At 68.9% G+C, this 21,582-nt stretch carries 19 protein-coding genes; 14 read left to right on the top strand and 5 right to left on the bottom strand.

Annotated elements, in window-relative coordinates; all coding sequences use genetic code 11:
* The first annotated feature begins 206 nt into the window (after nt 1-206).
* Nucleotides 207-1,399, top strand: a protein-coding gene (locus tag ABD161_RS04445) for an IS3 family transposase (RefSeq protein ID WP_344000038.1) whose coding sequence is annotated in 2 segments (ribosomal slippage) — nt 207-491 and nt 494-1,399 — 1,191 coding nt in all. Because the reading frame shifts where the segments join, the coding sequence is not laid out codon by codon here.
* On the opposite strand, the gene ABD161_RS04450 is transcribed toward ABD161_RS04445, so the two are convergent.
* The 4 genes from ABD161_RS04450 to ABD161_RS04465 are packed head-to-tail and all read right to left on the bottom strand — an operon-like array spanning nt 1,396 to nt 5,034.
* A complete protein-coding gene (locus ABD161_RS04450) occupies nt 1,396-2,496 on the bottom strand; it encodes a thiamine pyrophosphate-dependent dehydrogenase E1 component subunit alpha (RefSeq protein WP_344000040.1) in 1,101 nt (366 codons plus the stop codon). The two genes, ABD161_RS04445 and ABD161_RS04450, sit on opposite strands and share 4 nt — an antisense overlap.
* Nucleotides 2,493-3,689, bottom strand: coding sequence for a glycosyltransferase (locus tag ABD161_RS04455; RefSeq protein ID WP_344000042.1), 1,197 nt, complete (start codon nt 3,687-3,689; stop codon nt 2,493-2,495). The genes ABD161_RS04450 and ABD161_RS04455 overlap by 4 nt, the downstream gene beginning before the upstream one ends.
* Nucleotides 3,679-4,467 (bottom strand): patatin-like phospholipase family protein, encoded by a 789-nt coding sequence (locus ABD161_RS04460; protein ID WP_341579085.1) that lies wholly within the window; start codon nt 4,465-4,467, stop codon nt 3,679-3,681. Before ABD161_RS04460 ends, ABD161_RS04455 begins: the two co-directional genes overlap by 11 nt.
* A 30-nt stretch (nt 4,468-4,497) precedes the next feature.
* Nucleotides 4,498-5,034 carry a TetR/AcrR family transcriptional regulator gene (locus ABD161_RS04465; RefSeq protein WP_344000045.1) on the bottom strand — a complete coding sequence of 179 codons (537 nt, stop codon included), beginning with the start codon at nt 5,032-5,034 and terminating at the stop codon, nt 4,498-4,500.
* 184 nt (nt 5,035-5,218) lie between these two features.
* Between ABD161_RS04465 and ABD161_RS04470 the strand changes: the two genes are divergently transcribed.
* The 4 genes from ABD161_RS04470 (at nt 5,219) to ABD161_RS04480 (ending at nt 10,230) form a co-directional block, all read left to right on the top strand.
* The gene (locus ABD161_RS04470; protein ID WP_341579087.1) at nt 5,219-7,525 is read left to right on the top strand and encodes an MMPL family transporter; all 2,307 of its coding nucleotides are present in this window, start codon (nt 5,219-5,221) and stop codon (nt 7,523-7,525) included.
* Nucleotides 7,526-7,614: 89 nt separating this feature from the next.
* On the top strand, nt 7,615-7,803 hold the full coding sequence (locus ABD161_RS15955; RefSeq protein ID WP_425355659.1) for a twin-arginine translocase TatA/TatE family subunit: 189 nt from the start codon (nt 7,615-7,617) through the stop codon (nt 7,801-7,803).
* A 210-nt stretch (nt 7,804-8,013) separates the two neighbouring features.
* Nucleotides 8,014-9,312, top strand: coding sequence for a M20/M25/M40 family metallo-hydrolase (locus ABD161_RS04475; RefSeq protein WP_344000047.1), 1,299 nt, complete (start codon nt 8,014-8,016; stop codon nt 9,310-9,312).
* A gap of 84 nt (nt 9,313-9,396) precedes the next feature.
* A complete protein-coding gene (locus ABD161_RS04480) occupies nt 9,397-10,230 on the top strand; it encodes an undecaprenyl-diphosphate phosphatase (RefSeq protein ID WP_344000049.1) in 834 nt (277 codons plus the stop codon).
* Nucleotides 10,231-10,389: 159 nt separating this feature from the next.
* Here the strand turns inward: ABD161_RS04480 and ABD161_RS04485 are convergent, their stop codons facing one another.
* Nucleotides 10,390-11,280 (bottom strand): PAC2 family protein, encoded by an 891-nt coding sequence (locus tag ABD161_RS04485; protein WP_344000051.1) that lies wholly within the window; start codon nt 11,278-11,280, stop codon nt 10,390-10,392.
* A gap of 135 nt (nt 11,281-11,415) precedes the next feature.
* Here ABD161_RS04485 and ABD161_RS04490 point away from each other — a divergent pair, with 135 nt between their 5' ends.
* The 9 genes from ABD161_RS04490 (at nt 11,416) to lnt (ending at nt 21,441) form a co-directional block, all read left to right on the top strand.
* Nucleotides 11,416-12,165 carry an HAD family hydrolase gene (locus ABD161_RS04490; RefSeq protein ID WP_344000053.1) on the top strand — a complete coding sequence of 250 codons (750 nt, stop codon included), beginning with the start codon at nt 11,416-11,418 and terminating at the stop codon, nt 12,163-12,165.
* Between the two features lie 5 nt (nt 12,166-12,170).
* Nucleotides 12,171-13,202: a tRNA (adenine-N1)-methyltransferase gene (locus ABD161_RS04495; protein WP_344000114.1), complete on the top strand. Its 1,032-nt coding sequence runs from the start codon at nt 12,171-12,173 to the stop codon at nt 13,200-13,202.
* A gap of 10 nt (nt 13,203-13,212) precedes the next feature.
* Nucleotides 13,213-14,217 (top strand): FKBP-type peptidyl-prolyl cis-trans isomerase, encoded by a 1,005-nt coding sequence (locus tag ABD161_RS04500; RefSeq protein WP_344000054.1) that lies wholly within the window; start codon nt 13,213-13,215, stop codon nt 14,215-14,217.
* Nucleotides 14,218-14,259: 42 nt separating this feature from the next.
* The gene (locus ABD161_RS04505; protein ID WP_233441142.1) at nt 14,260-15,246 is read left to right on the top strand and encodes a helix-turn-helix transcriptional regulator; all 987 of its coding nucleotides are present in this window, start codon (nt 14,260-14,262) and stop codon (nt 15,244-15,246) included.
* Complete coding sequence (locus ABD161_RS04510; RefSeq protein ID WP_135114093.1) at nt 15,243-16,193, top strand: helix-turn-helix transcriptional regulator; 951 nt, start codon at nt 15,243-15,245, stop codon at nt 16,191-16,193. The genes ABD161_RS04505 and ABD161_RS04510 overlap by 4 nt, the downstream gene beginning before the upstream one ends.
* A 79-nt stretch (nt 16,194-16,272) precedes the next feature.
* Nucleotides 16,273-16,545: a Sec-independent protein translocase subunit TatA gene (gene tatA / locus ABD161_RS04515; RefSeq protein WP_135114094.1), complete on the top strand. Its 273-nt coding sequence runs from the start codon at nt 16,273-16,275 to the stop codon at nt 16,543-16,545.
* 59 nt (nt 16,546-16,604) lie between these two features.
* Nucleotides 16,605-17,363 carry a twin-arginine translocase subunit TatC gene (tatC, locus tag ABD161_RS04520; protein WP_135114146.1) on the top strand — a complete coding sequence of 253 codons (759 nt, stop codon included), beginning with the start codon at nt 16,605-16,607 and terminating at the stop codon, nt 17,361-17,363.
* Entirely contained in the window at nt 17,360-19,804 is a 2,445-nt protein-coding gene (locus ABD161_RS04525; RefSeq protein WP_135114095.1) for a DEAD/DEAH box helicase, read from the top strand. Before tatC ends, ABD161_RS04525 begins: the two co-directional genes overlap by 4 nt.
* Nucleotides 19,801-21,441, top strand: coding sequence for an apolipoprotein N-acyltransferase (gene lnt / locus ABD161_RS04530; protein WP_135114096.1), 1,641 nt, complete (start codon nt 19,801-19,803; stop codon nt 21,439-21,441). Before ABD161_RS04525 ends, lnt begins: the two co-directional genes overlap by 4 nt.
* Nucleotides 21,442-21,582: the final 141 nt, after the last annotated feature.

Consider the following 21,582-nt stretch of genomic DNA (forward strand, 5'->3'; position numbering starts at 1 on the left):
CCCTGTGTGGGTGCTTCAGAACGTCGCGGTGCCCTCGTCGACCATGATGTGCAGCACCTCGCCGCCATGGTCTTTACCGATGCCGTAGACGACGTTGCGGACGCGCACCCTCCGTGCATGCGGACGGTGCGCCGATAGGGTCTGATGCAGGAACAGGTGACATCGAGCGTGGCTAGCCTGGAGGGCTGGCCTGGAAGGATGTCATCATGCCCAAGCCGTTTCCCAAGGAGTTCCGCGACGATGTAATCCGCGTCGTGGAGAACCGCGACCCGGATGTCACTCTCGCGCAGATCGCGAAGGACTTCGGTGTCCATGTCGGAACTCTCGACAAGTGGATGCGTCAGGCGCGGATCGAAGCCGGTGAGCAGCCCGGTGAGACGAGGGCGGAGTCCGCGGAGCTGCGCGAGCTCCGCAAGCGCAACCGTCTGCTTGAGCAGGAAGTCGAGGTCCTGCGTCGCGCGACCGCGTATCTGTCTCAGGCTCATCTGCCGGGAAAAGGCTCTACCCGCTCGTGAGCGAGCTCGCCGCCGACGGCATCCCCGTCGCGGTGTCGTGCCGGGTATTGAAGCTCGCTCGCCAGCCCTACTACCGCTGGTTGCGCGACCCCGTGACCAGGCGGGAGTTGGATGAGGCGTATCGTGCGAACGCGCTGTTGGACGCTCACCGCGACGACCCGGAGTTCGGGTATCGGCTCCTCGCTGACGAGGCCCGTGACGAGGGTGAGGCGATGTCGGATCGGACGGCGTGGCGGATCACGCCAGAGAACGGCTGGTGGAGCGTGTTCGGGAAGAAGCGCGGCAAGAACGGCAAGAAGCCCGGCCCTGCCGTTCACGACGATCTCTGCACCATCATCGACGAGCACGGGCGTGAGCGTCACCGGTTCGAAGCGGACCGGGCGAACCAGCTCTGGCTGACCGATATCACCGAGCACCAGACCGCTGAGGGCAAGCTTTACCTCTGCGCTGTCAAAGACGCCTTCAGCGGTCGGATCGTGGGCTACTCGATCGACTCGAGGATGAAAGCGTCGCTCGCGGTCCGCGCCGTCCGTAACGCCGCCCGGATGCGCGGAAACGTGAACGGCTGCATCGTCCATTCGGACCGTGGATCGCAATTTCGAAGCAGGAAACTGCGCCGAGAACTCGCCGCCCACAATCTCGTCGGCTCGATGGGCAGAGTCGCGTCATGCGGCGACAACGCGGCAATGGAATCGTTCTTCAGCCTGCTGCAGAAGAACATCCTGAACCGGCGCTCCTGGGCCACCCGTGAGCAGCTGCGCATCGCCATCGTGACCTGGATCGAGCGGACCTATCACCGCCGGCGCCGTCAGGCCCGCCTGGGCCGCTTGACGCCCATCGAGTTCGAGACCATCATGAACAACGATCTGGCCCTCGCGGCCTAACTAGAACTGTCACCTGTTCCTGCACCAGACCCTTGTTCTGTGGTGGTGGGGTGGGGGTCGCTGTAGACATGGTCGAACATGTCCGTGGGGTGAGGGTTCGGCAGGCTGAGGAGTCGTTGACGGACATCGATGGCGCGAGTGTTGTTGTCTGCGTCGATCCGGTCGAGGACTTCGTCAGTGGTCCCTTGGTCTTGCAGGTGGGTGCGTAGGCGCGGGATGGGGTCGCGTTTCTGCCAGTGCTCGTGTTCTTCTGCGCTGCGGTATTTGGTGGGGTCGTCGGAGGAGGTGTGTGGGCCGAGGCGGTAGGTGACTGCTTCGATGAGGGCCGGGCCGGTACCGTTGCGCACTTGGTCCATGACGTGTTTGGTGATGGTATAGCTGGCGATCACGTCGTTGCCGTCGATGCGGTATCCGGGTATCCCGAATCCTTCTGCACGGTTGGCGTAGGACACGGCGGTTTGCGTGGCCGAGGGGGTGGAGATCGCGTACTGGTTGTTCTGAACGAAGAACAGTACGGGTGCGTTGTAGGTGCGGGCGAAGATGAGTGCTTCGCTGGCGTCTCCTTCGGACATGGCACCGTCACCGATGTAAGCGATCACGGCTTCTCCGCCTTCGGGCTTCCGTCCGGCTCGCTGGTCGAGACTGATGCCCATCGCGTACCCGGTGGCGTGGAGAGCTTGGGCGGCGAGCACGATGGTGTAGAGCCGGAACCGGGTTTGTTCGGGGTCCCAGCCGCGGAAGGTGTTGCCGCGGAGCACGGCGAGGATGTCGACGAAGTCGATGCCGCGCGCGAGTGCGACGCCATGTTCCCGGTAGGAAGGGAAGACCGTATCGAGGGGGCTCAGTGCGTGTGCGGATCCGGTTTGCGCGGCTTCTTGACCGTAGGAGGGGATCCACAGTGCGAGCTCACCTTGTCGTTGGAGCGCAGTGGATGCGTCGTCGAGCCGACGGGTGAGCGTCATCTCCCGGTAGAACAGTAGGAGATCGTCGGTGCTGAGCGCCTCGGCGTCTGTCGCATACGGTTTCGCGACCGCGTTTGGTTGGTATCGCCCTTGTGGGGTGAGGAACTGGATCGGTGCGGGCTCGTGCTCGTTCATGCCGCAGGGGTCCAGGTTTGGCGGTAGAGCTGTTCATATTGGGTGGTGACCGCGAGGGCGTCGTGGGCGCGGGCGGTTGCGAGGGCGGCTTCGCTCATCCGCATGTACATTTCGGGTTCGAGGCGCAGGAGGCGTTCGATGCGGTCGGCGAACTCGTGAGCGTTTCGTGGATGTACGAGGTATCCCTCATGCCCTGGGGTGACGAGATGTGGAAGGGCCATGGCGTCAGCGAGGACGACGGGGGTGCCCGAGGCCATGGCTTCGAGGGTTGCGATGGATTGCAGTTCGGCGGTGGACGGCATCACGAACACGGTTGCCCGGTGGTGCATTTCGATGAGTCGATCATCTCCGACATAGCCGTAGAAGGTGACTTTGTCTGTGATGCCGAGGGCTTGTGCGTGTTCTTGGAGGCGGGAGCGTTCTGAGCCGCTGCCAACGATGTCCAGGCGTGCGTGGAGTTCTGTCGGGATGAGGCTGAAGGCTGTCAGGAGGGTAGCGAGGTTCTTTTCCGGGTCAAGGCGTCCGACGAACAGCACCCGGTTCTCGACGGGTCGTGTCTGCTTCGGGGTGAAGCGGTCGACGTCGATACCGCAGGAGACGGGGATCACGTCGAGGAGTGATGTCTGTGCTTCGAGGTATCTCGCGGCCGTCGCCGTGGGGCTGGTGACGATGTCTGCTTTGGAGTAGACCTTCGTAGCGAGGTTCCATCCATACTTGGTCAGTCGGGGGTGGAAGCGTTCGGGGAGGCCACTGAATTCGACGATGTTGTCGGGCATGACGTGGTTGGTCGCGACGATGGGCACCCCGAGCTTGTGTGCTTCGTAAGCGAGGCCCCGGCCGATGTCGATGAAGGACTGCAAGTGCACCACCGCGGGTGCGAGATTCAGGAGAATGCGACGGGCCTGGGCGCGTACTTCCCAGGGCGGAGTGACGCGCAGCCAGTCGTGGAGCGGCCACTTCACACTCCGGAGCCGGTGCACGGTGATCTGTTGCCCGTCGAACACTTCCGTCCGGGAGAGGGACCGCGTGTTCGTGGCGGGGGCGACGACGTGAACATCGTGGCCTCGGCGGGCGAGGCGTACCGCGTGGTCTTGAGTGAACCGAGAGGCCCCGTTGACATCGGGGAAGAACGTGTCGGCACCGATCAGGATGGTCGCTGGGCTGTCGGTGAAGGGACCGGTGTTATGCGGCATGGCGTTGCGTGGACTTCCAATCCTGGAGCGCGTCGTGAGCGGCACGATATCCGGCGTCGATGATGCGCGGCACATCGTTTCTCGACCACTGCGAGAGACCGGCAAGGTCTGGGCGGATCACGAGCACGTTGGGTCGAGTTTCCAATTCTGCGATCGCGTCCGCGGAGCGTACGACAGGTACGTACTCCCACTCCGGTCGCAACCGGACTGCGATCGTGAAGGTCGCGCCGAGATGCTGTGCGGCTTCGATAGGCAGGTTTGCGGCGAGACCGCCGTCGATTAGCAGTCTGTTCTCGATCACGATGGGTGAGAACACTCCGGGCACGGCGATGCTCGCCCGAAGCGCGGGTCCGAGACGGCCCCGGTCGAGGATCACTCCTTCCCGGGTGCGGAGGTCGGTGGCGACCGCGGCGAACCGGCGCGGCGTGTCCTCGATCAACGGTTCCCCGCCGAGGCGGTCGATGGTGTCCAACAGGGCGGCGCTGTCGAGGAGGCCGAGGCGTGGGCTGGGGCGGAACCGTCCGAACACGGACCAGTCCGCCTCCCGGACGGTCTGCTCGATCTTCGCCAGCGGAAGACCCGCGGCATATGCGGCGCCGACGAGAGCACCGGCACTGGTCCCCGCGACGACTTTCGGGTGGATGCCGCGTTCGCGCACCGCGCGCAGTACACCGACGTGCGCGGCCCCAAGTGCACCGCCACCACCGAGCGCAAGTCCCACGACCGGCCTCACTGTGCCGGACTCCAGCGAGTCGGACTCGTTCCCTACGGATCGCATCACATCATCCTTTTGCAAGGCTTGCGGGAGTTAGAGAGTGGGTAGCGGGTGGGCTTGGGCGGGGTTCAGGCTGTCCAGCAGCAGGCTGAGGTAGCGGCGGCGGTGCGGACCCACAGGGATGGACCCGAACCCGGCCGCGATCATCGTCATCAGGTTCGGGATATCCTCCGGGGTGATATCTGCCCGCAGCGTCCCGGCCGCCTGGGCGCGCCGCACGGCCTGCTCGATCGCGGCCGCGTTGCGGCCCATCAACTCCCGGGTCGCTTCGGCCAGGTTTGCGAGCGAGCGCACCAGGCCCCGTTCGCGGTCCAGCACAGCCAGAAGACGTTCTCCGAGTTCGAGTAGCACATCGCGGGGCGCGTCCGTCTTCTCGAACTCATCGAAGATCGGCTGCACCTCGGCCGCGAACACCTCGTCGTAGACCGCGAGAGCCAGCGCCTCCCGGTTCGGGAAATGCCGATACAAGGTCGCGATCCCCACCCCGGCCTCTTTCGCGATCCGATTCAAGGTTCCAGACCCGTCGCCGAGGGAGAACACCCGGCGCGCGGCGCCGAGAATCTTCGCCATGCTCGCCGCCGCATCCACTCGTATCGCACCCGCATTCATCGCCTGCTCCTCTCGTGTCGGTTTGACAACCCCACCAACTGATACCAGACTATCACATTGATAGTTCACTTTCACTTGTTCGCGTTGAGGCGGCGTGCGCGGTCCTCACGGGTCACGCATGCCCGGAAAGAGAAGAGGATCTCGGATGTCGTCACTGCTGTATCGATGGGGTGCGCTCGCGTACCGAGGAAAATGGTGGGTCACCGCGATCTGGGTGGTGCTGATCGCCGCGATCGTGGGCCTGATCGTGATGAACCCCCCGAAGCTCAGCAACGAGATCCGCATTGACGGGACGGCCGCGCAGGAAGTGATCGACGATCTCGCCGACCGGCTCCCGGATGCGTCCGGCGGGCAGGGCATCCTCGCTCTGCACTCCACTGACGGGGAGCGCATCGACGAGGGCGACAACCTCGCCGCACTGTTGGACGCCGTCGAGGAGGTCTACGCCGAGGAGCACGTCATCGATGCCCGTGAGGTGATGGCTGATGAGCTAGCGAAGGGTCCCGAGAGCCTGCTGCTGCAGGCTTCCGGCGCGATCGCGCAGGCGCAAGCGGCCGAAGGCGCACCCGCATCGGATACGCCGACACCGCTCGTCGTCGAGCAGATGCCCATCCCCGGAGTCGTGATTTCTGCCGATGGTGAGACGGCATTGTTCCAGTTCGTGTTCGACGCGCAGACGTTCGAGCTTCCCGAGGGCACCGTCGACGACACGATCGAGGCCGCCGAGTCCGCGTTCGAGGGTGAGAACGTGGAGGTGCTGCCCTCCTCGACGATGATCCAGATCCCTGAACTGATCGGTGTCGGCGAGATCGTCGGCGTGCTCATCGCCGCGCTCGTCCTGATCGTCACACTGGGCTCCCTTGTCGCGGCGGGCTTGCCGCTCGTGTCCGCGCTGTCGGGTGTCGCGGTCGGTGTCGGCGGGGCGTTCGCCATCTCCAGCCTCATCCCGATGCACTCCCTGACCGCCGTGCTCGGATTGATGCTGGGGCTAGCGGTCGGGATCGACTACGCCCTGTTCATCGTGAACCGGCAACGCCGTTTCATCCTCGATCAGCGCCTCACCGCCCCCGAAGCCACCGCCCGCGCGATCGGCACCGCCGGCAGTGCCGTGTTCTTCGCCGGCACCACGGTCATCATCGCGCTCCTCGCGCTCATGGTCGTACAGATCCAGTTGCTCACGACGATGGCACTCACCGCTGCGGCCACGGTGCTCATCGCAGTGCTCTCCGCCCTCACCCTTCTTCCCGCTCTCCTCGGGTTCATCGGGGAACGCATCTGCTCGAACAAGGCACGGTTGAACGCGGGCACCGCGCACGACGCCGGTTCCTCGCACCGCGTCGCGAACACCTGGTCAAAGTTGCTGGTGAAGAACAGGTGGGTCGCAGCGGTCGGCTCACTCGTCATCGCGGGAGTGATCGCCGCGCCCGTCCTGGACATGAACCTCGGCCTCCCGTCCGGGGCGAGCTACAACCCGGATACCCCGCAGCGTGACAGCTTCGAGGTCACCAGTGACGCCTTCGGTGAGGGATACAACGGCCCTCTCGTCGTCGTTGCCACCTCCCCGGACGATGAGACGATCCCCGCGACGGAACTCGCCGCTCTGTACACCGACCTGAGCGATATCGACGGCGTCGAAGCGGTCTCCCTCGGCGGGCTCGACGAGGACGGCACGACCGCCGTGTTCTCTCTCGTCCCCGAGACTGCACCGACCTCGCAGGAGACGGCCGACCTCGTCACCCACATCCGTGACCTGGCCCCCGAGTTCGCGGACGATTACGGCGTGGATCTCGGTATCACCGGGTTCGCAGCCCTCGCGATCGACGTCTCTGAACGCCTCGCCGATGTCCTGCCCCTCTACATCGGGGTCGTTGTCGGGCTCTCGCTGATCGTGCTGCTGCTCGTGTTCCGTTCCATCATCGTGCCCATCAAAGCCACCCTCGGGTTCCTCCTTTCGGTCGCGGCGACCTTCGGAGCCACGACCGCGGTGTTCCAGTGGGGCTGGCTGCAGCCGGTGTTCGGGATGGACGCCACTGCGCCCGTGCTGAGCCTGCTGCCGATTATCATCACCGGCGTGCTTTACGGGCTCGCGATGGACTACGAGGTGTTCCTCGTGTCCTCCATGAAGGAAGCTCATGTCCATGGCTACCACGGCACCGAATCCGTCACCCGCGGGTTCGCGGTCGCCAGCCGCGTCGTGGTCGCCGCCGCGATCATCATGACCAGCGTGTTCGCCGGGTTCATCTTCAATCCCGAACCCATGATCGCCCAAGTCGGATTCGCGCTCGCGTTCGGCATCCTCGTCGACGCGTTCCTCGTCCGCATGACCCTCGTACCCTCGGTCATGGCGATCTTCGGCGACAAGGCCTGGTGGCTCCCCCGCTGGCTCGACCGTACTCTTCCCGACCTCGACATCGAAGGCGACAAACTCACCAAGCAGCTCGAACGCGCATAACCACACCGGGGTGGGGCAGGCGAGCAATCACCTGCCCCACCCGACATGTACATCCCCAAAGTCAGCGGACCTGAAACGAAGGAGAGCCAATGCTTCGCGGACTGGAGACACCGGAACTGCTCATCCTCGCCGCACTCATCCTCGTCGTGTTCGCTGGCCCCAAACTCCCAGAAATCGCACGCGGCGTCGGCGCCTCGCTACGAATACTCCGTAACGAGACACGAACGCAAGACTCCGACTCGTCCGAGACTGTGGGCAGGCAGCGGCAGAAGTGCTAACGAAAGTGCTAAGCAACCTGTAGGTCGGGGTATCGCGGTGGAGTTATCCACAGGTCACATGCCTTAGATCGTTGATTTTATGCGGCAGAACGCCCTACACGGTTTCGCGGCGCGAGGGTGTCGAGGTCAGTTCAAGTCCCCCCTCGCGCACAGATCGAAGGCCCCGGAGAGATCCGGGGCCTTCGTCGTTCCCCGACTAGGTTGGAAGGCATGTCGACGTCCGAGCTGCCCGAGGTCGCGCGGATCGCGCGAGACCTGATCCGGATCGACACCACCAACTGGGGTGGCGGCCGGTCGAAGGGCGAGCGGGAAGCCGCCGAGTACGTCGGCGCCCACCTCGAGTCGCTGGGCTTGAAGCCCGAGTACTACGAGCCGATCGAGCGGCGCACGAACGTCTCCGCGCGCGTGCCGGGCCGTGACCCGTCGAAGCCCGCGCTCGTGCTCCACGGCCACCTCGACGTGGTCCCCGCGGTCGCCGAGGACTGGTCCGTGGATCCGTTCGAGGGAGTCATCCGCGACGGGATGCTGTGGGGCCGCGGAGCGGTCGACATGAAGAACATGGACGCGATGATCCTCAGCGCGGTGGGAGACATCCTGCGCGCGGGGGAGCGGCCGGAGCGAGACCTCGTGCTGGCGTTCTTCGCCGACGAGGAGAACGGCGGCGTCGAGGGATCGCAGCTCGTCGTCCGCGACCGGCCGGAGTGGTTCGCGGGAGCGACCGAGGCGATCAGCGAGGTGGGCGGCTACTCGATCCCCGTCGGCGATCGCAGCGCGTACCTGCTGCAGGTGGGGGAGAAGGCCCTGATGTGGGTCACGCTCGTCGCGCGCGGCCGCGCGGGTCACGGCAGCCGCGTGCACCCGGACAACGCGATCACGCGGCTCGCCGCCGCCGTCGCGCGCCTCGGGTCGACCGCGTGGCCGGTCGAGATGACCGAGACCACCGAGAAGCTGCTCGCCGGCATCGCGGAGATCAGCGGCATGGACCCGGCGTCGGATCCGGATGCCCTCGCGGCCGCCACGGGGCCCGCGGCGGCCTTCGTCGCCTCCACCTTCCGCACCATCACGAACCCGACCGGGCTCACCGCCGGCTACAAGCACAACGTCATCCCGGACGCCGCCGAGGCGACCGTCGACATCCGCGTGCTGCCCGGCGCCGAGGACGCGGTGCTCGCCGAGGTGCAGCGCATCGTCGGCGACGACATCGAGATCCGGATGTTCCATCGCGACATCGGGTTGGAGATCCCGTTCTCCGGTGGTCTCGTCGACGCGATGGTCGCCGCGCTCGGCGCCCACGACCCGGGGGTCCCCGTGCTTCCGTATCTGCTGGGCGCGGGAACCGACAACAAGGCGCTGGCGGGGCTCGGCATCGACGGCTATGGCTTCGCGCCCCTCAAGCTGCCCGCCGCCCTCGACTTCACCGGCATGTTCCACGGCGTGGACGAGCGCGTGCCGCTCGACGCCCTCGACTTCGGGGTGCGCGTGCTGCGGGATCTGATCCGCACGTACTGAACGCGGGAGGCGCCGGATCCGATTGCGAGGATCATCCGGAAGTCTGACGAACCCGTCAGGAGCGGTGACCTAGAGTCGTCTCTCGTGCCGTTCATCGAAGCGATCATCCTCGGCCTCGTGCAGGGCCTCACCGAATTCCTGCCGATCTCGTCGAGCGCCCACATCCGCATCCTTGGTGAGTTCCTGCCGTCCGCCACGGACCCGGGCGCGACCTTCACTGCGATCACGCAGATCGGCACCGAGGCGGCCGTCCTCGTGTACTTCTGGAAGAAGATCACCACGGTGATCTCCCGGTGGGCGCAGTCGCTGGCGGGCAAGGTGCCCCACAGCGATCCGGATGCCCGCATGGGCTGGCTGGTGATCATCGGCACCCTGCCGATCGGCGTGCTCGGGTTCCTCTTCCAGGAGACGATCCGCGACGTGTTCCGCAACCTGTGGCTCGTCGCCATCGTGCTGATCGTCTTCGGCATCATCCTCGGCCTCGCCGACCGCTACGGCCGTCGCGAGCGCGACCTCGACGACATCACCTACCCGAGCGGCATCGCGATGGGCTTCGCCCAGGCGCTCGCGCTGGTCCCCGGCGTCTCGCGCTCGGGCGCCACGACGACCGCCGCCCGCCTGCTCGGCTACAACCGCACCGCTGCCGCGGAGTACGCGTTCCTGCTCGCGGTGCCGGCCGTCTTCGGGTCCGGCCTCTACGAGCTCCTTCACGCCGTCACCGAGCCGCAGTCGGGCCCCTACGGCCTGGTCGAGACGGCCGTCGCCACGATCGTCGCGTTCATCGTCGGCTGGGTCGTCATCGCCTACCTGATGCGCTACCTCAAGACCGGCAGCTTCCTCCCGTTCGTGATCTACCGCGTCGCCCTGGGCGGCGTCCTGCTGGTGCTGCTCGGCACCGGAGTGCTCAGCGCGTTCTAGACAGGTCCGACCGACGTGCGAACGAAGTGAGCGTGCCGCGGATGCGGCCCGCAGCGCGAAGCGCTGCCCTCACGCCGTCGATGGAGCGATAGCGACAGCGGACGCAGACGCGAGCGGCGCCCGGAGGGTGCCCGAGCGGATGCGTGGGGCGTGAGAAAACTAGCGCCGGTCGTCCTTGCCGCCGCGGCCGTCGCTGCGGCGCAGGTAGCTCTCGAACGCCTGCGCGATCGCGTCGCCCGACGCCTCCGGGGCGTCGACCGTGTCGCGGGCCTGCTCGAGCTGGTGGATGTACTCGCGCATCTCCTCGTCGTCCGCGGCCGCGGCGTCGATGGTCGCCTCCCAGGTCGCGGCCTCGGCCGACAGCGTGCCGCGCGGCACGTCGGCCGCCGCGAGCTCCTCGAGCCGGTCGAGCAGCGCGAGCGTGGCCTTCGGCGACGGCGTGTGGCCGGCGACGTAGTGGGGGACGCTCGCCCAGAGGCTCGCGGAGGGGATGCCCGCACGCTCGGCGGCGTCGCCGAGCACGCTGAGGACGCCGACCGGACCCTCGTAGCTGCTGCGCTCGAGGCCGAGCGCCGCGCGCAGGGCCTCGTTGTCGCTGCCGGCGAAGATCGAGATCGGCCGGGTGTGCGGCACGTCGGCCATCATCGAGCCGAGCGTGACGAAGCCGGTCACGTCCTCGCGCAGGGCCATGTCGACGAACTCCGCGGCGAACGCCTGCCACGCGCGGGCAGGCTCGACGCCGGTGAGCACCCAGAACTCCGTGCGCCCGTCGCGCGATCCGACCGGGCGGTGGAGCGTCGCCTCGGGCCAGCGCAGTCCCCGGCGGCCCTCGCCGTCGGTCTCGACGGTCGGGCGGGTGTACTGGTAGTCGAAGTACAGCTCGGGATCGACGCTGACCACGGGCTCGTACTCGCCCTCGGCCAGAAGGAGGTTGACCGCGCTCGTCGCGGCCTCGCCGGCGTCGTTCCATCCGTCGAACGCGGCGACGATGATCCTGCGTCCGAGGGTCGCGCCCTGCGGGGTGCCTGCGGTGTCGGCCTCGTGCTCCACTCGGCTCCTCTCCCTCCGCCCGGCGACGTGCCCGGCGGGACTTCGTCCCAGGATAGGCGCGTCGTGCGCGCCCGTGGCCTGACGCGCGCAATCGGCCCAGGCTTTCGTGAGGTGCGCCGCGGCTAGGCTGTCTCGGTGACTTCACCCCTTGAGTTCCCGGACGCGCAGCCCGGTTCCCGGCTCGCCGCCGTCCTGTGGGACATGGACGGCACCCTCGTCGACACCGAGCCGTACTGGATCGCGGCGGAGGCTCCGCTTGTCGCGCAGTACGGCGGCACCTGGACGCACGAGGACGCCCTCCGCCTCGTCGGCCTCGGCCTCTCGGACTCGGCCAGGATCCTGCAGGGGGCGGGAGTGCGCCTCAGCGCCGACGAGATCATCTCGACGCTGACGGCGCGGGTCATTGCGATGTGCGCGGACAAGGGCGTGCCGTTCCGTCCGGGAGCGGTCGAGCTGCTGCGCGACCTGCGCGCGGCCGGGATCAAGACGGGGCTCGTGACGATGTCATACCGCCACATGGCCCTGTCGATCCTGGATCTCATCGGTTTCGAGGCGTTCGACGTGGTCGTCGGGGGCGACGAGGTCTCGCGCCCGAAGCCGTTCGCCGACCCGTACCTGCAGGGCGCTGCGGCCCTCGGCGTGGACATCGCGGACACCGTCGCGATCGAGGACTCCCCGAACGGCCTGCGCTCGGCGATCGCGTCAGGGGCCGTGGCCCTCGGCGTGCCGAACATCCTGCCGCTCGACGACCTCGGCGCCGACGCGGTGTGGCCGACCCTCGCTGAGCGGACCGCCGGCGACCTGCGCGCGCTCCACGCGGAGCACGGGCCCGCGAAAGCGAACCTGGCGAGCGTCGTCCCGAGCGAGCGGAGTGAGACCAAGTGACCGAGATGCCCCGCCCCCGCGGCCCGTTCCGCTACGGCGACCGCGTGCAGCTGACCGGCCCCAAGGGCCGGATGCACACCGTCACCCTGCGTGAGGGCGGCGAACTCCACACGCACCATGGGGTGCTCAAGCACGAGCAGCTCGTCGGGCATCCGGATGGCTCGGTGTTCGAGAACAGCTCGGGTCACGAGTACCTCGCGCTGCGCCCGCTGCTGCGCGACTTCGTTATGTCGATGCCGCGCGGCGCCGCGATCGTCTACCCGAAGGACGCCGCGGCGATCGTCGCGCAGGCCGACATCTTCCCCGGCGCGGTCGTGGTCGAGGCCGGAGTCGGCTCCGGCGCCCTGTCGCTCTCGCTGCTGCGCGCCGTCGGCACCGAGGGCCGCCTCATCTCGTTCGAGCGCCGGGCCGAGTTCGCCGAGGTCGCGCGCGGCAACGTCGAGACGTTCTTCGGCGAGATGCCCGACTTCTGGGAGGTGCGCGAGGGAGACCTCGCCGAGGCGCTGCCGCGCACCGTCGAGGCGGGGTCGATCGACCGCGTTGTGCTCGACATGCTCGCCCCGTGGGAGGTCATGGATGCGGTCGCCGACGCCCTCACGCCCGGCGGCGTGGTGATCTGCTATGTCGCGACCGCCACCCAGCTCTCGCGCGTGGCGGAGTACATCCGCGCCACGGGCGCGTTCACCGAGCCCGAGGCGAACGAGACGATGGTCCGCGGCTGGCACGTCGAGGGCCTCGCGGTGCGCCCCGATCACCGCATGGTCGCCCATACCGGCTTCCTGATCTCGGCGCGGCGGCTCGCGCCGGGCGTCGTGGCGCCCGAGGTGAAGCGCCGCGCCTCGAAGAACAGCTTCTCGGACGAGGACGTCGAGATCTGGACGCCCGGTGCCGTCGGCGACCGAGACATCACCGACAAGAACCTGCGCAAGCGCATCCGCGAGGCGCAGAAGGGCGCCCAGGGCGCGCGCATCGCCTCGGGTCGGACGGCCGCCGACGACGCCCCGGCGGCGTCAGAGGCCCCCGCGACGGACGCATAGACTGAACGGCATGCGGAGAACTACGGCCGTCCTCTCGATTGCCGCCCTCGTCGGACTCGGTCTCGTCGGCTGCGCGCCCGCGGGCACCGCGGCCGCCGACTGCGATCGGGTCGCCGACAGCGACCCGGAGACGATGTCGCTGGTCGGCGTCTCGGGCGACCTCGCCTCCGCGCCTCAGCTCGACGTGCGGACGCCCTTCGTGGCCGAGAACGACGCGTACGCCGACATCGAGCACGGCGACGGGATGGCGATCACCCACCTCGACCAGCCGGGCGTGCTCGACATCTCGCTTTTCGACGGCGAGACCGGCTCGAAGCTGCTCGGCACCGCCTACGACGGCGACCTCTCGTCGTTCAGCGCGTTCTCGGGCTGGACGCAGCAGTTCCCCGCCTTCGAGGACGCGCTGATGTGCGCGACCGAGGGATCCCGGATCGCCGTGGCGATCTCGCAGGACGGCATCGCCGAGGAGGCGCGCGCGTACTACGAGCAGGCAGGCCTTCCCGCCGAGGGCTCGCTCGTCGCGGTGATCGACGTCCGCAAGGTCCTGCCGCGTGCGGCATCCGGCCAGGTGCAGTTCGACGCGGGCCTCGGGCTGCCGTCCGTCGTGCGCACGCCCGACGGCGTCCCCGGCATCATCGTTCCCGACGCCGACCCGCCGAAGGATGTCGTCGTACAGACGCTGATCAAGGGCGACGGCCCCGCGCTGGGCGCCGACGAGGCACCCGTCGTCCACTACACGGGCGTGACGTGGGCCGAGCGCGAAGTGTTCGACTCGACGTGGCAGGCGCAGGAGGGGATGCCGGCGTCGCCGGTCGCCATCCCGCAGGACGAGGTCGTGCCCGGATTCGCGAAGGCCCTCGAGGGGCAGACGGTCGGCTCGCAGGTCATGGTCGTCATCCCGCCGGATCAGGGCTACGGCGAGGAGGGGCGCACGGGCATCCCGGCGAACTCCACGCTCGTGTTCGTCATCGACATCCTCGGCACCGTCCCGGCCGACACGGTCGCCGCGCAGTAAGCCCGGGCCCGCCAGGGGCGCCCCGCGCCCTAGGATGGCCAGGTGGTCGAGCGGATCCAGGCGGAAGAGCGCCAGCTGAACCTGATCGTGGCCCTGATGGCCACCGAGATCGGGCTCACCAAGCAGCAGATCCTCGAGACGGTCTCCGGGTACCGCCAGCGCGCATCGGCGAAGCCGGACGCGCTGGAGAAGATGTTCGAGCGCGACAAGGACGACCTGCGCGAGCTCGGCGTCCCGATCGAGACCATCGGCGACAGCGCCGATCCGAACGATCTGCGCGAGGCGCGCTATCGCATCCCGAAAGCGGAATACGACCTGCCGGCCGATATCTCCTTCACCCCGGCGGAGGTGTCTATCCTGGCGCTCGCGGGTTCGGTGTGGAGCGAGGGCTCGCTGTCGAAGGACGCCACGACCGGGCTGCGCAAGATCCGCGCCCTGGGCATCGAGGTCGACGAGCCGATCATCGGCTTCGCGCCTCGGATGACCGTGCGCGAGCCGTCGTTCGCGCCGCTGCGCGACGCGATCGAGGCGTGTCGCGTCGTCACCTTCGACTACCTCAAGCCGGGGGAGGAGAAGCCCCGGCGTCGCACGGTGCGTCCCCTCGCGCTGATCGACTACGAGGGGCGCTGGCACGTGTACGCCCACGATGTCCAGGCCGACGGCGACCGGATGTTCCTGCTCTCCCGCATCGTCGGTGACGTCGTCGCGACGCGGGAGCGATTCGATCCGGCCCTGCGCGACGGCGCGGGGGAGCGCGCGCTGCAGGGACTGCAGGATGTCGCCGCCCGCAACCGCGCGCTGCTGGAGATCACGCCCGGAACCGAGGCGGCGCTGCGTCTCGCCCGGCGGGGCGAGCCGGCCGCGCAGGGCATGCGCGTGCCGTACGTCGACCTTCACATCTTCGCGGACGAGCTCGCCTCGTACGGACCCGAGGTCCGCGTGGTCGAGCCCGAGGTGCTGCGCGCCGCGGTCGTCGAGCGACTCCGCGCGGCCCGCGACGTGCACGAGAGCCAGGGGAGCGATGCATGAACGGCAAGCTGCTGACCCCCGACCGCGTGACGCTGTACCTCACGCTCGTGCCGTACCTCGTCGAGCGGGGCGAGGTGTCGCTCGAGGACGCCGCGCGCGACTTCGACGTCACTCCCGCGCAGATGCGCACGATGGTGGAGAAGCTGACGCTCATCGGCCGCCCCGAGCAGATGCCTGACGACCTGTTCGACATCAACTGGGACCTGCTCGACGAGCAGGGGATCATCGAGCTCACCCAGTCGGTGGGGCTCGAGCGCTCGCCCCGGCTCACTGCGCGCGAGGCCGCGGCGCTGCTCGGTGGGCTCCGTCTCGCCGGATCCCTTCCTGGCGTGGCGACGGGCGAGGTCTACGCGGGGCTCCTCGCGAAGCTCTCCCGCGGCGCGTCGGGCGCGCCGGCCGAGGTGGTCGTTGTGCCCGGACCGGTCGACGAGGTCCGCGCGCTGGTCTCCCAGGCCCTGCGCGACCAGGTCGCGCTGTCGTTCACGTACCGCCGACCCGACTCCGACCCGACGACCCGCACGGTCGATCCGGTGAAGGTCATCGTGACGGGCGGCCAGTGGTACCTGCAGGGCTGGTGCCACATGCGGCGCGCGATGCGGAACTTCCTGCTCGAGCGGGTCAGCGAGCCCCGCGTCACCGACCTGCCGATCGAGCACGCCCACGAACCCGTCCCCGAGCTGTTCGAGCCGGGCGAGAACGACGAGATCGCGGTCGTGCGGTTCCCGGACGAGCTCACCCCGCTCATCGCCGACTACCTGTCGGGGGCGGAGTCGACCTCATCCGGCGGCACCACCACCGTGCGCCTGCGGGTCTCGGACGCTCGCACCCTCAAGCGCCTTGCCGCGCGACGCGCCGGCCGGGTCGAGATCCTGGAGCCGGCGTCCGCCCGGCGCGCCGCGGCCGACTGGGCCGCCGAGGCGCTCGCGCTGTACGGCGAAGACACCTGACATCCGCCTCGGCGTCCCCCGGGACACCGGCGGTTAGACTGACGGTGATTCCCTCACCGCCGAACGATGGAGATCCCCCATGGGCAACCTGACCGGATGGCACCTGCTGATCCTCCTGGCCGTCATCCTCCTTCTGTTCGGTGCCGCGCGCCTTCCCGCGCTCGCGCGCAGCCTCGGCCAGTCCGCCCGCGTGTTCCGGGGCGAGATCAAGCAGATGAAGGCCGAGGACGAGCCCGCGCAGGGCACCGCCGACGCGTCGTCGGGCTACCCGGCATCGGGCCAGCAGGCAGACCGGATTCCCGCAGCGGGCGAGACGCGCACGGACGAACCCGGCACGCAGCCTCGCCCGTAACCGTGGTGGCTACCGAGCCCCCGGTCTCGAAGGACGATCAGCCGTACCGCGACCGGCGGATGTCGCTTGCCGACCACCTGATCGAGCTGCGTCGCCGGCTGATGATCGCCGCCGCCGCGCTCGTCGTCGGCATGGTGGTGGCGTTCTTCGTCACCGATCCGATCATCCAGTTCCTGCTTCACCCGATCGAGCTGGTCGCCGAGGAGCTCGGCGACGACTTCACGCGCCTGACGTACACAGGCGCGACGAGCTCGTTCGACATGCGCCTGAGGATCGCGTTCGCGATCGGCCTGCTGATCTCGGCGCCGATCTGGCTGTGGCAGATCTGGGCCTACGTGATGCCGGGCCTCACGCGCCGCGAGGTGCGGTACACGATCGGCTTCATGGCGACCGCCGTGCCGCTGTTCTTCGCGGGCTGCGCGGTCGCGGTGCTGATCCTTCCGCACATCCTGCTGATCATGGCGTCGTTCGTCCCGGAGTCGCAGTACGCGTCACAGATCTACGACGCCGAGCGCTACTACGACCTCGTGTTCAAGACGCTCATCGCGGTCGGCATCGCGTTCGTCACCCCGGTGTTCCTCGTGGCGCTCAACCTCGCGGGCATCCTGTCGGCGGTGGAGATCCTGAAGGGCTGGCGCGTCGCGATCGTGGTGGCCACCGCCTTCTCCGCCGTGGCCACGCCGGCGGCCGACGTCGTGTCGATGCTGATGCTGGCGGCCGTGCTCGTCGTGCTGTACTTCGCCGCGGTCGGCGTCGCGTTCCTGTTCGACCGGCGCAAGCGCAAGCGCGAGGACGCGCTGCTGACTGAGGCGACATGAGCGAGGGGACGCCCGCCGAGCGCTACGCCCTCGCGCGGGAGAACCGCGAGCACCCGCAGACGCACGCCTTCGCCGAGCTGCAGCGGTTCGAGCTCGACGACTTCCAGATCGAGGCCTGCCGCGCCCTGGAGGCCGGTCGCAGCGTGCTCGTGGCGGCGCCCACCGGCGCGGGCAAGACGATCGTCGGCGAGTTCGCCGTGCATCTGGCGATGCAGACGCCGAACCAGAAGGCGTTCTACACGACGCCGATGAAGGCGCTGTCGAACCAGAAGTTCCGCGAGCTGCAGGACGTCTACGGCGAGGACGAGGTCGGCCTGCTGACGGGCGACACGAACATCAACGGCGACGCGCGCGTGCTGGTCATGACGACCGAGGTGCTGCGCAACATGCTGTACGCCGACTCGCCGGCCCTGCGCGGCCTGCGGTACGTCGTGATGGATGAGGTCCACTACCTCGCCGACCGCTTCCGCGGGGCGGTGTGGGAGGAGGTCATCATCCACCTTCCCGCCGACGTCCGGCTTGTGTCGCTCAGCGCGACCGTGTCGAACGCCGAGGAGTTCGGCGACTGGCTCGACACCGTCCGCGGCGACACCGAGGTCATCGTCTCCGAGACGCGTCCCGTGCCCCTCGAGCAGCACGTGCTCGTCCGTGGCGACCTGCTGCCGCTGTTCGACGATCGCGCCGGCGCGGCGACGTCGGCGGTGAACCAGGAGCTCCTGCGGATGCGCGGCGGCCAGGCGTTCGCCGCGAACAGCTCGTTCTACGAGGCGCGTCGCGGCGGCAAGCGGCGGGGCGGGTATCAGCGACCCGGGCCCCCGCGGCGGGCGGAGCGGATCGACCGGCCAGAGGTCGTGCAGCTGCTCGAGCGATCGAACCTCCTGCCGGCGATCTTCTTCATCTTCAGCCGTGTCGGCTGCGACGCCGCCGTGCAGCAGGTGCGGCGGTCCGGGCTGCGGCTGACGACCGCCGAGGAGCGGCGGGAGATCCGCGAGATCGTGCTGTCGCGCACGGGCGCGCTGCCCGATGAGGACCTCGCGGCACTCGGCTACTTCGAATGGGTCGAGAACCTCGAGCGCGGCATCGCCTCCCACCACGCGGGGCTCCTGCCGGCGTTCAAGGAGGTCGTCGAGGAGCTGTTCCGGCGCAAGCTCGTGAAGGTCGTGTTCGCGACGGAGACGCTCGCCCTCGGGATCAACATGCCCGCGCGCACGGTCGTGCTCGAGAAGCTCGAGAAGTTCAACGGCGAGGCGCGCGTGGCGATCACGTCGGGCGAGTACACGCAGCTCACCGGACGTGCCGGGCGCCGAGGCATCGACGTCGAGGGTCACGCCGTCGTGCAGTGGACCGAGTCGATGGACCCGCAGTCCGTCGCCGCGCTCGCGTCGCGTCGCACCTATCCGCTGAACTCGAGCTTCCGGCCCACATACAACATGGCGGTCAACCTGATCGACCAGTTCGGGCGGCCGCGGGCGCGCGAGGTGCTGGAGTCGTCCTTCGCGCAGTTCCAGGCGGATCGCGCGGTCGTCGGTCTCGCCAGGCAGGTCAAGGAGGCCGAGGAGTCGCTCGCCGGCTACGAGAAGGCGATGACGTGCGAGCACGGCGACTTCGCCGAGTACTCGGGCATCCGCCGCGACCTCAGCGACCTCGAGCGGCTGAACAGCCGGGACGTCACGGCGGGGCGCGGCACGCGCGAGAAGCGGCAGCGCGAGATCAACGGCCTCCGCCGCCGCATGCAGCGACACCCCTGCCACCGCTGTCCCGATCGCGAGAAGCACGCCCGCTGGGCCGAGCGGTACTGGAAGCTGCGCCGGCAGAGCGACAAGACCCGCCGGCAGATCGAGAACCGCACGGGCACCGTCGCGCGGGTGTTCGACCGGATCATCGACGTGCTCACCGCCCTGGACTACGTGCGCCTCGACGGCGACGAGGCGACGCTGACCGACGCCGGCCGACGCATGCGGCGGATCTACGGGGAGCGCGACCTGCTGGTCGCCGAGTCGCTGCGCACGGGGATCTGGAAGAACCTCGACGCCGCATCGCTCGCGGCGCTCGCGTGCTGCCTCGTGTACGAGCCCCGCGGTCGCGACGACGGGGGAGCGGATCCTCGTTCCCTCCCGCGCGGCGCGTTCCGCATCGCCCTCGCCGAGACCGAGGAGCTGTGGGCCCGCCTCGACGACCTCGAGCAGGACAACCGCCTCCCCGGCACCGAGCCCGTCGCGACCGGGCTTGCCGCCGCCATGCACCTGTGGGCGCGCGGCGGGCTTCTCGACCGCGTCCTCATAGAGGCCGACATGGCCGCCGGCGACTTCGTCCGCTGGTCGAAGCAGACGATCGATCTGCTCGACCAGCTGTCCCAGGTCGCCGACGGCGAGCTCGCCCGCACCGCCCGCCGCGCGCTCGACGCCGTCCGCCGCGGCATCGTCGCCTACAGCTCGGTATGAGCCGCTCCCGTCCCGCGGCCGCACGCCGCCGTCGTCCCCCGATCCGTCCGCTCCTGCCGCTGGGGGCCGCGGCGATCGCCGCCGCGCTCGGCGGGTTCGCCCTCGACGCCTCGTTCCCCGCGCTCGGGATCTGGGCGCTCGCGCCGGTGGCGGTCGCGCTATCGCTCGTGTCGCTGATCGGCCGCCGCGCGGGCGGGGCGCTGCTCGTCGGCCTCGCCTTCGGCGCCGCGTTCTGGTTCCCGCACATCGACTGGTCCGCGCAGTTCCTCGGCGACAACCCCCAGGCGTGGGTGCCGTGGGTCGCCCTCGCCGGCCTGCAGACGGTCTTCACCGGCCTCGGCGCCATCCCGATCGCCCTCGCCTACGGTTGGTTCCCGCACGGCCGCTGGCCGCGGCTGGTGGGGCTGCCGCTCCTGGTGGCGGCGCTCTGGACCGCGAGGGAGCTCGTCACGAGCAACTGGCCCTACGGCGGCTTCGCCTGGGGCCGGATCGGGATGAGCCAGTCAGCGAGCCCGCTCGCGGAAGTCGCCTCCTGGGTGGGAGTGACGGGTCTGACATTCCTGATCGTCCTGTTCTGCGCCGCGGTCATCGAGGTCGTGCGGGTGCGCGGAAGGCGCCTGCCCGCCCTGATCCCCGCGACCGCGACGGCGCTCATCCTGCTCCTCGTCCCGCAGTGGCAGACCTCCACCGCGGGCACGCTCAGCGTCGGCGCGGTGCAGGGGAACGGCCCCACGGCCTACTTCGACGAGCGCGAGGACTGGGCAATCCTGCGCGCGCAGCTCGAGGCGTCCGAGCCGCTGAAGACCGAGCCCGTCGACCTCGTGGTGTGGCCGGAGGGCGGGGTCGACTACGACCCGCTGCAGGATCCCGTCACCGCGGCCGAGCTCTCGAACGCCGCGCGCGCGTATGGCGCGCCGATCCTGATGAACGCCGCCTCGGTCAAGGGCGAGGACGTGTTCAACACGTCGATGCTGTGGACGGCCGACGGTGCCGACGTCGCCGGGGGCCTCCAGACCCACGCCAAGCGTCATCCGGTGCCGTTCGGCGAGTACGTGCCGGATCGGCCGTTCTTCGAGGCGATCGTGCCCGACCTGATCGGGATGATCGGACGCGAGTACACGCCGGGAACGGACGCGCCGGTCGTGCGCCTCGCGGACACGGTCGTCGGCCTCGCGATCTGCTTCGACGTGATCGCGGACGACCTGATCCGGGAGGGCGTGCGAGATGGCGCCCAGGTGTTCATGTTCCAGACAAACAACGCCGACTTCCGCGGCACCGACGAGAACCTGCAGCAGCTCGCCTTCGCGCGCATGCGGGCGATCGAGACCGGACGCACCGTCGTCAACCTCTCGACGGTCGGCACGAGCCAGATCATCGCCCCCGACGGCGCGACGGTCTCGGCCCTCGGCGTGGATCAGTCGGGGCTGCTCGTCGGCGAGGTCGAGCTCCGGGAAGGACTGACGCCCGGCGTCGTCGTGGGCCCGGCCGTGCAGCTCATGATCCTGTGGGGCGCCGTTCTCGGTCTCGGGCTGGTGGCCGCGCTTCACTTCACTCGGCCTGGGTCCAAGGCCCGCCCCGCCGCCCGCCGCGCACGGGGCCGCTCGGACGCCCAGCGCGTCGAGGCGCTGTTCCGCTGACGGCGCGCGCGCATCCTGCGGCCCCGCGCGCCGGCGCACAGGCCGGCCCGCCCGGATGCAGGCTCATGGACATCAGCAGGCGCCGCGCGTCACATCCAGCCTGTCGACGGGCGCCGTCTGACGCGCGGTGAGGCTCTCGCG

Source organism: Microbacterium paludicola (genome assembly GCF_039529675.1).
GTDB classification, from domain to species: domain Bacteria; phylum Actinomycetota; class Actinomycetes; order Actinomycetales; family Microbacteriaceae; genus Microbacterium; species Microbacterium paludicola.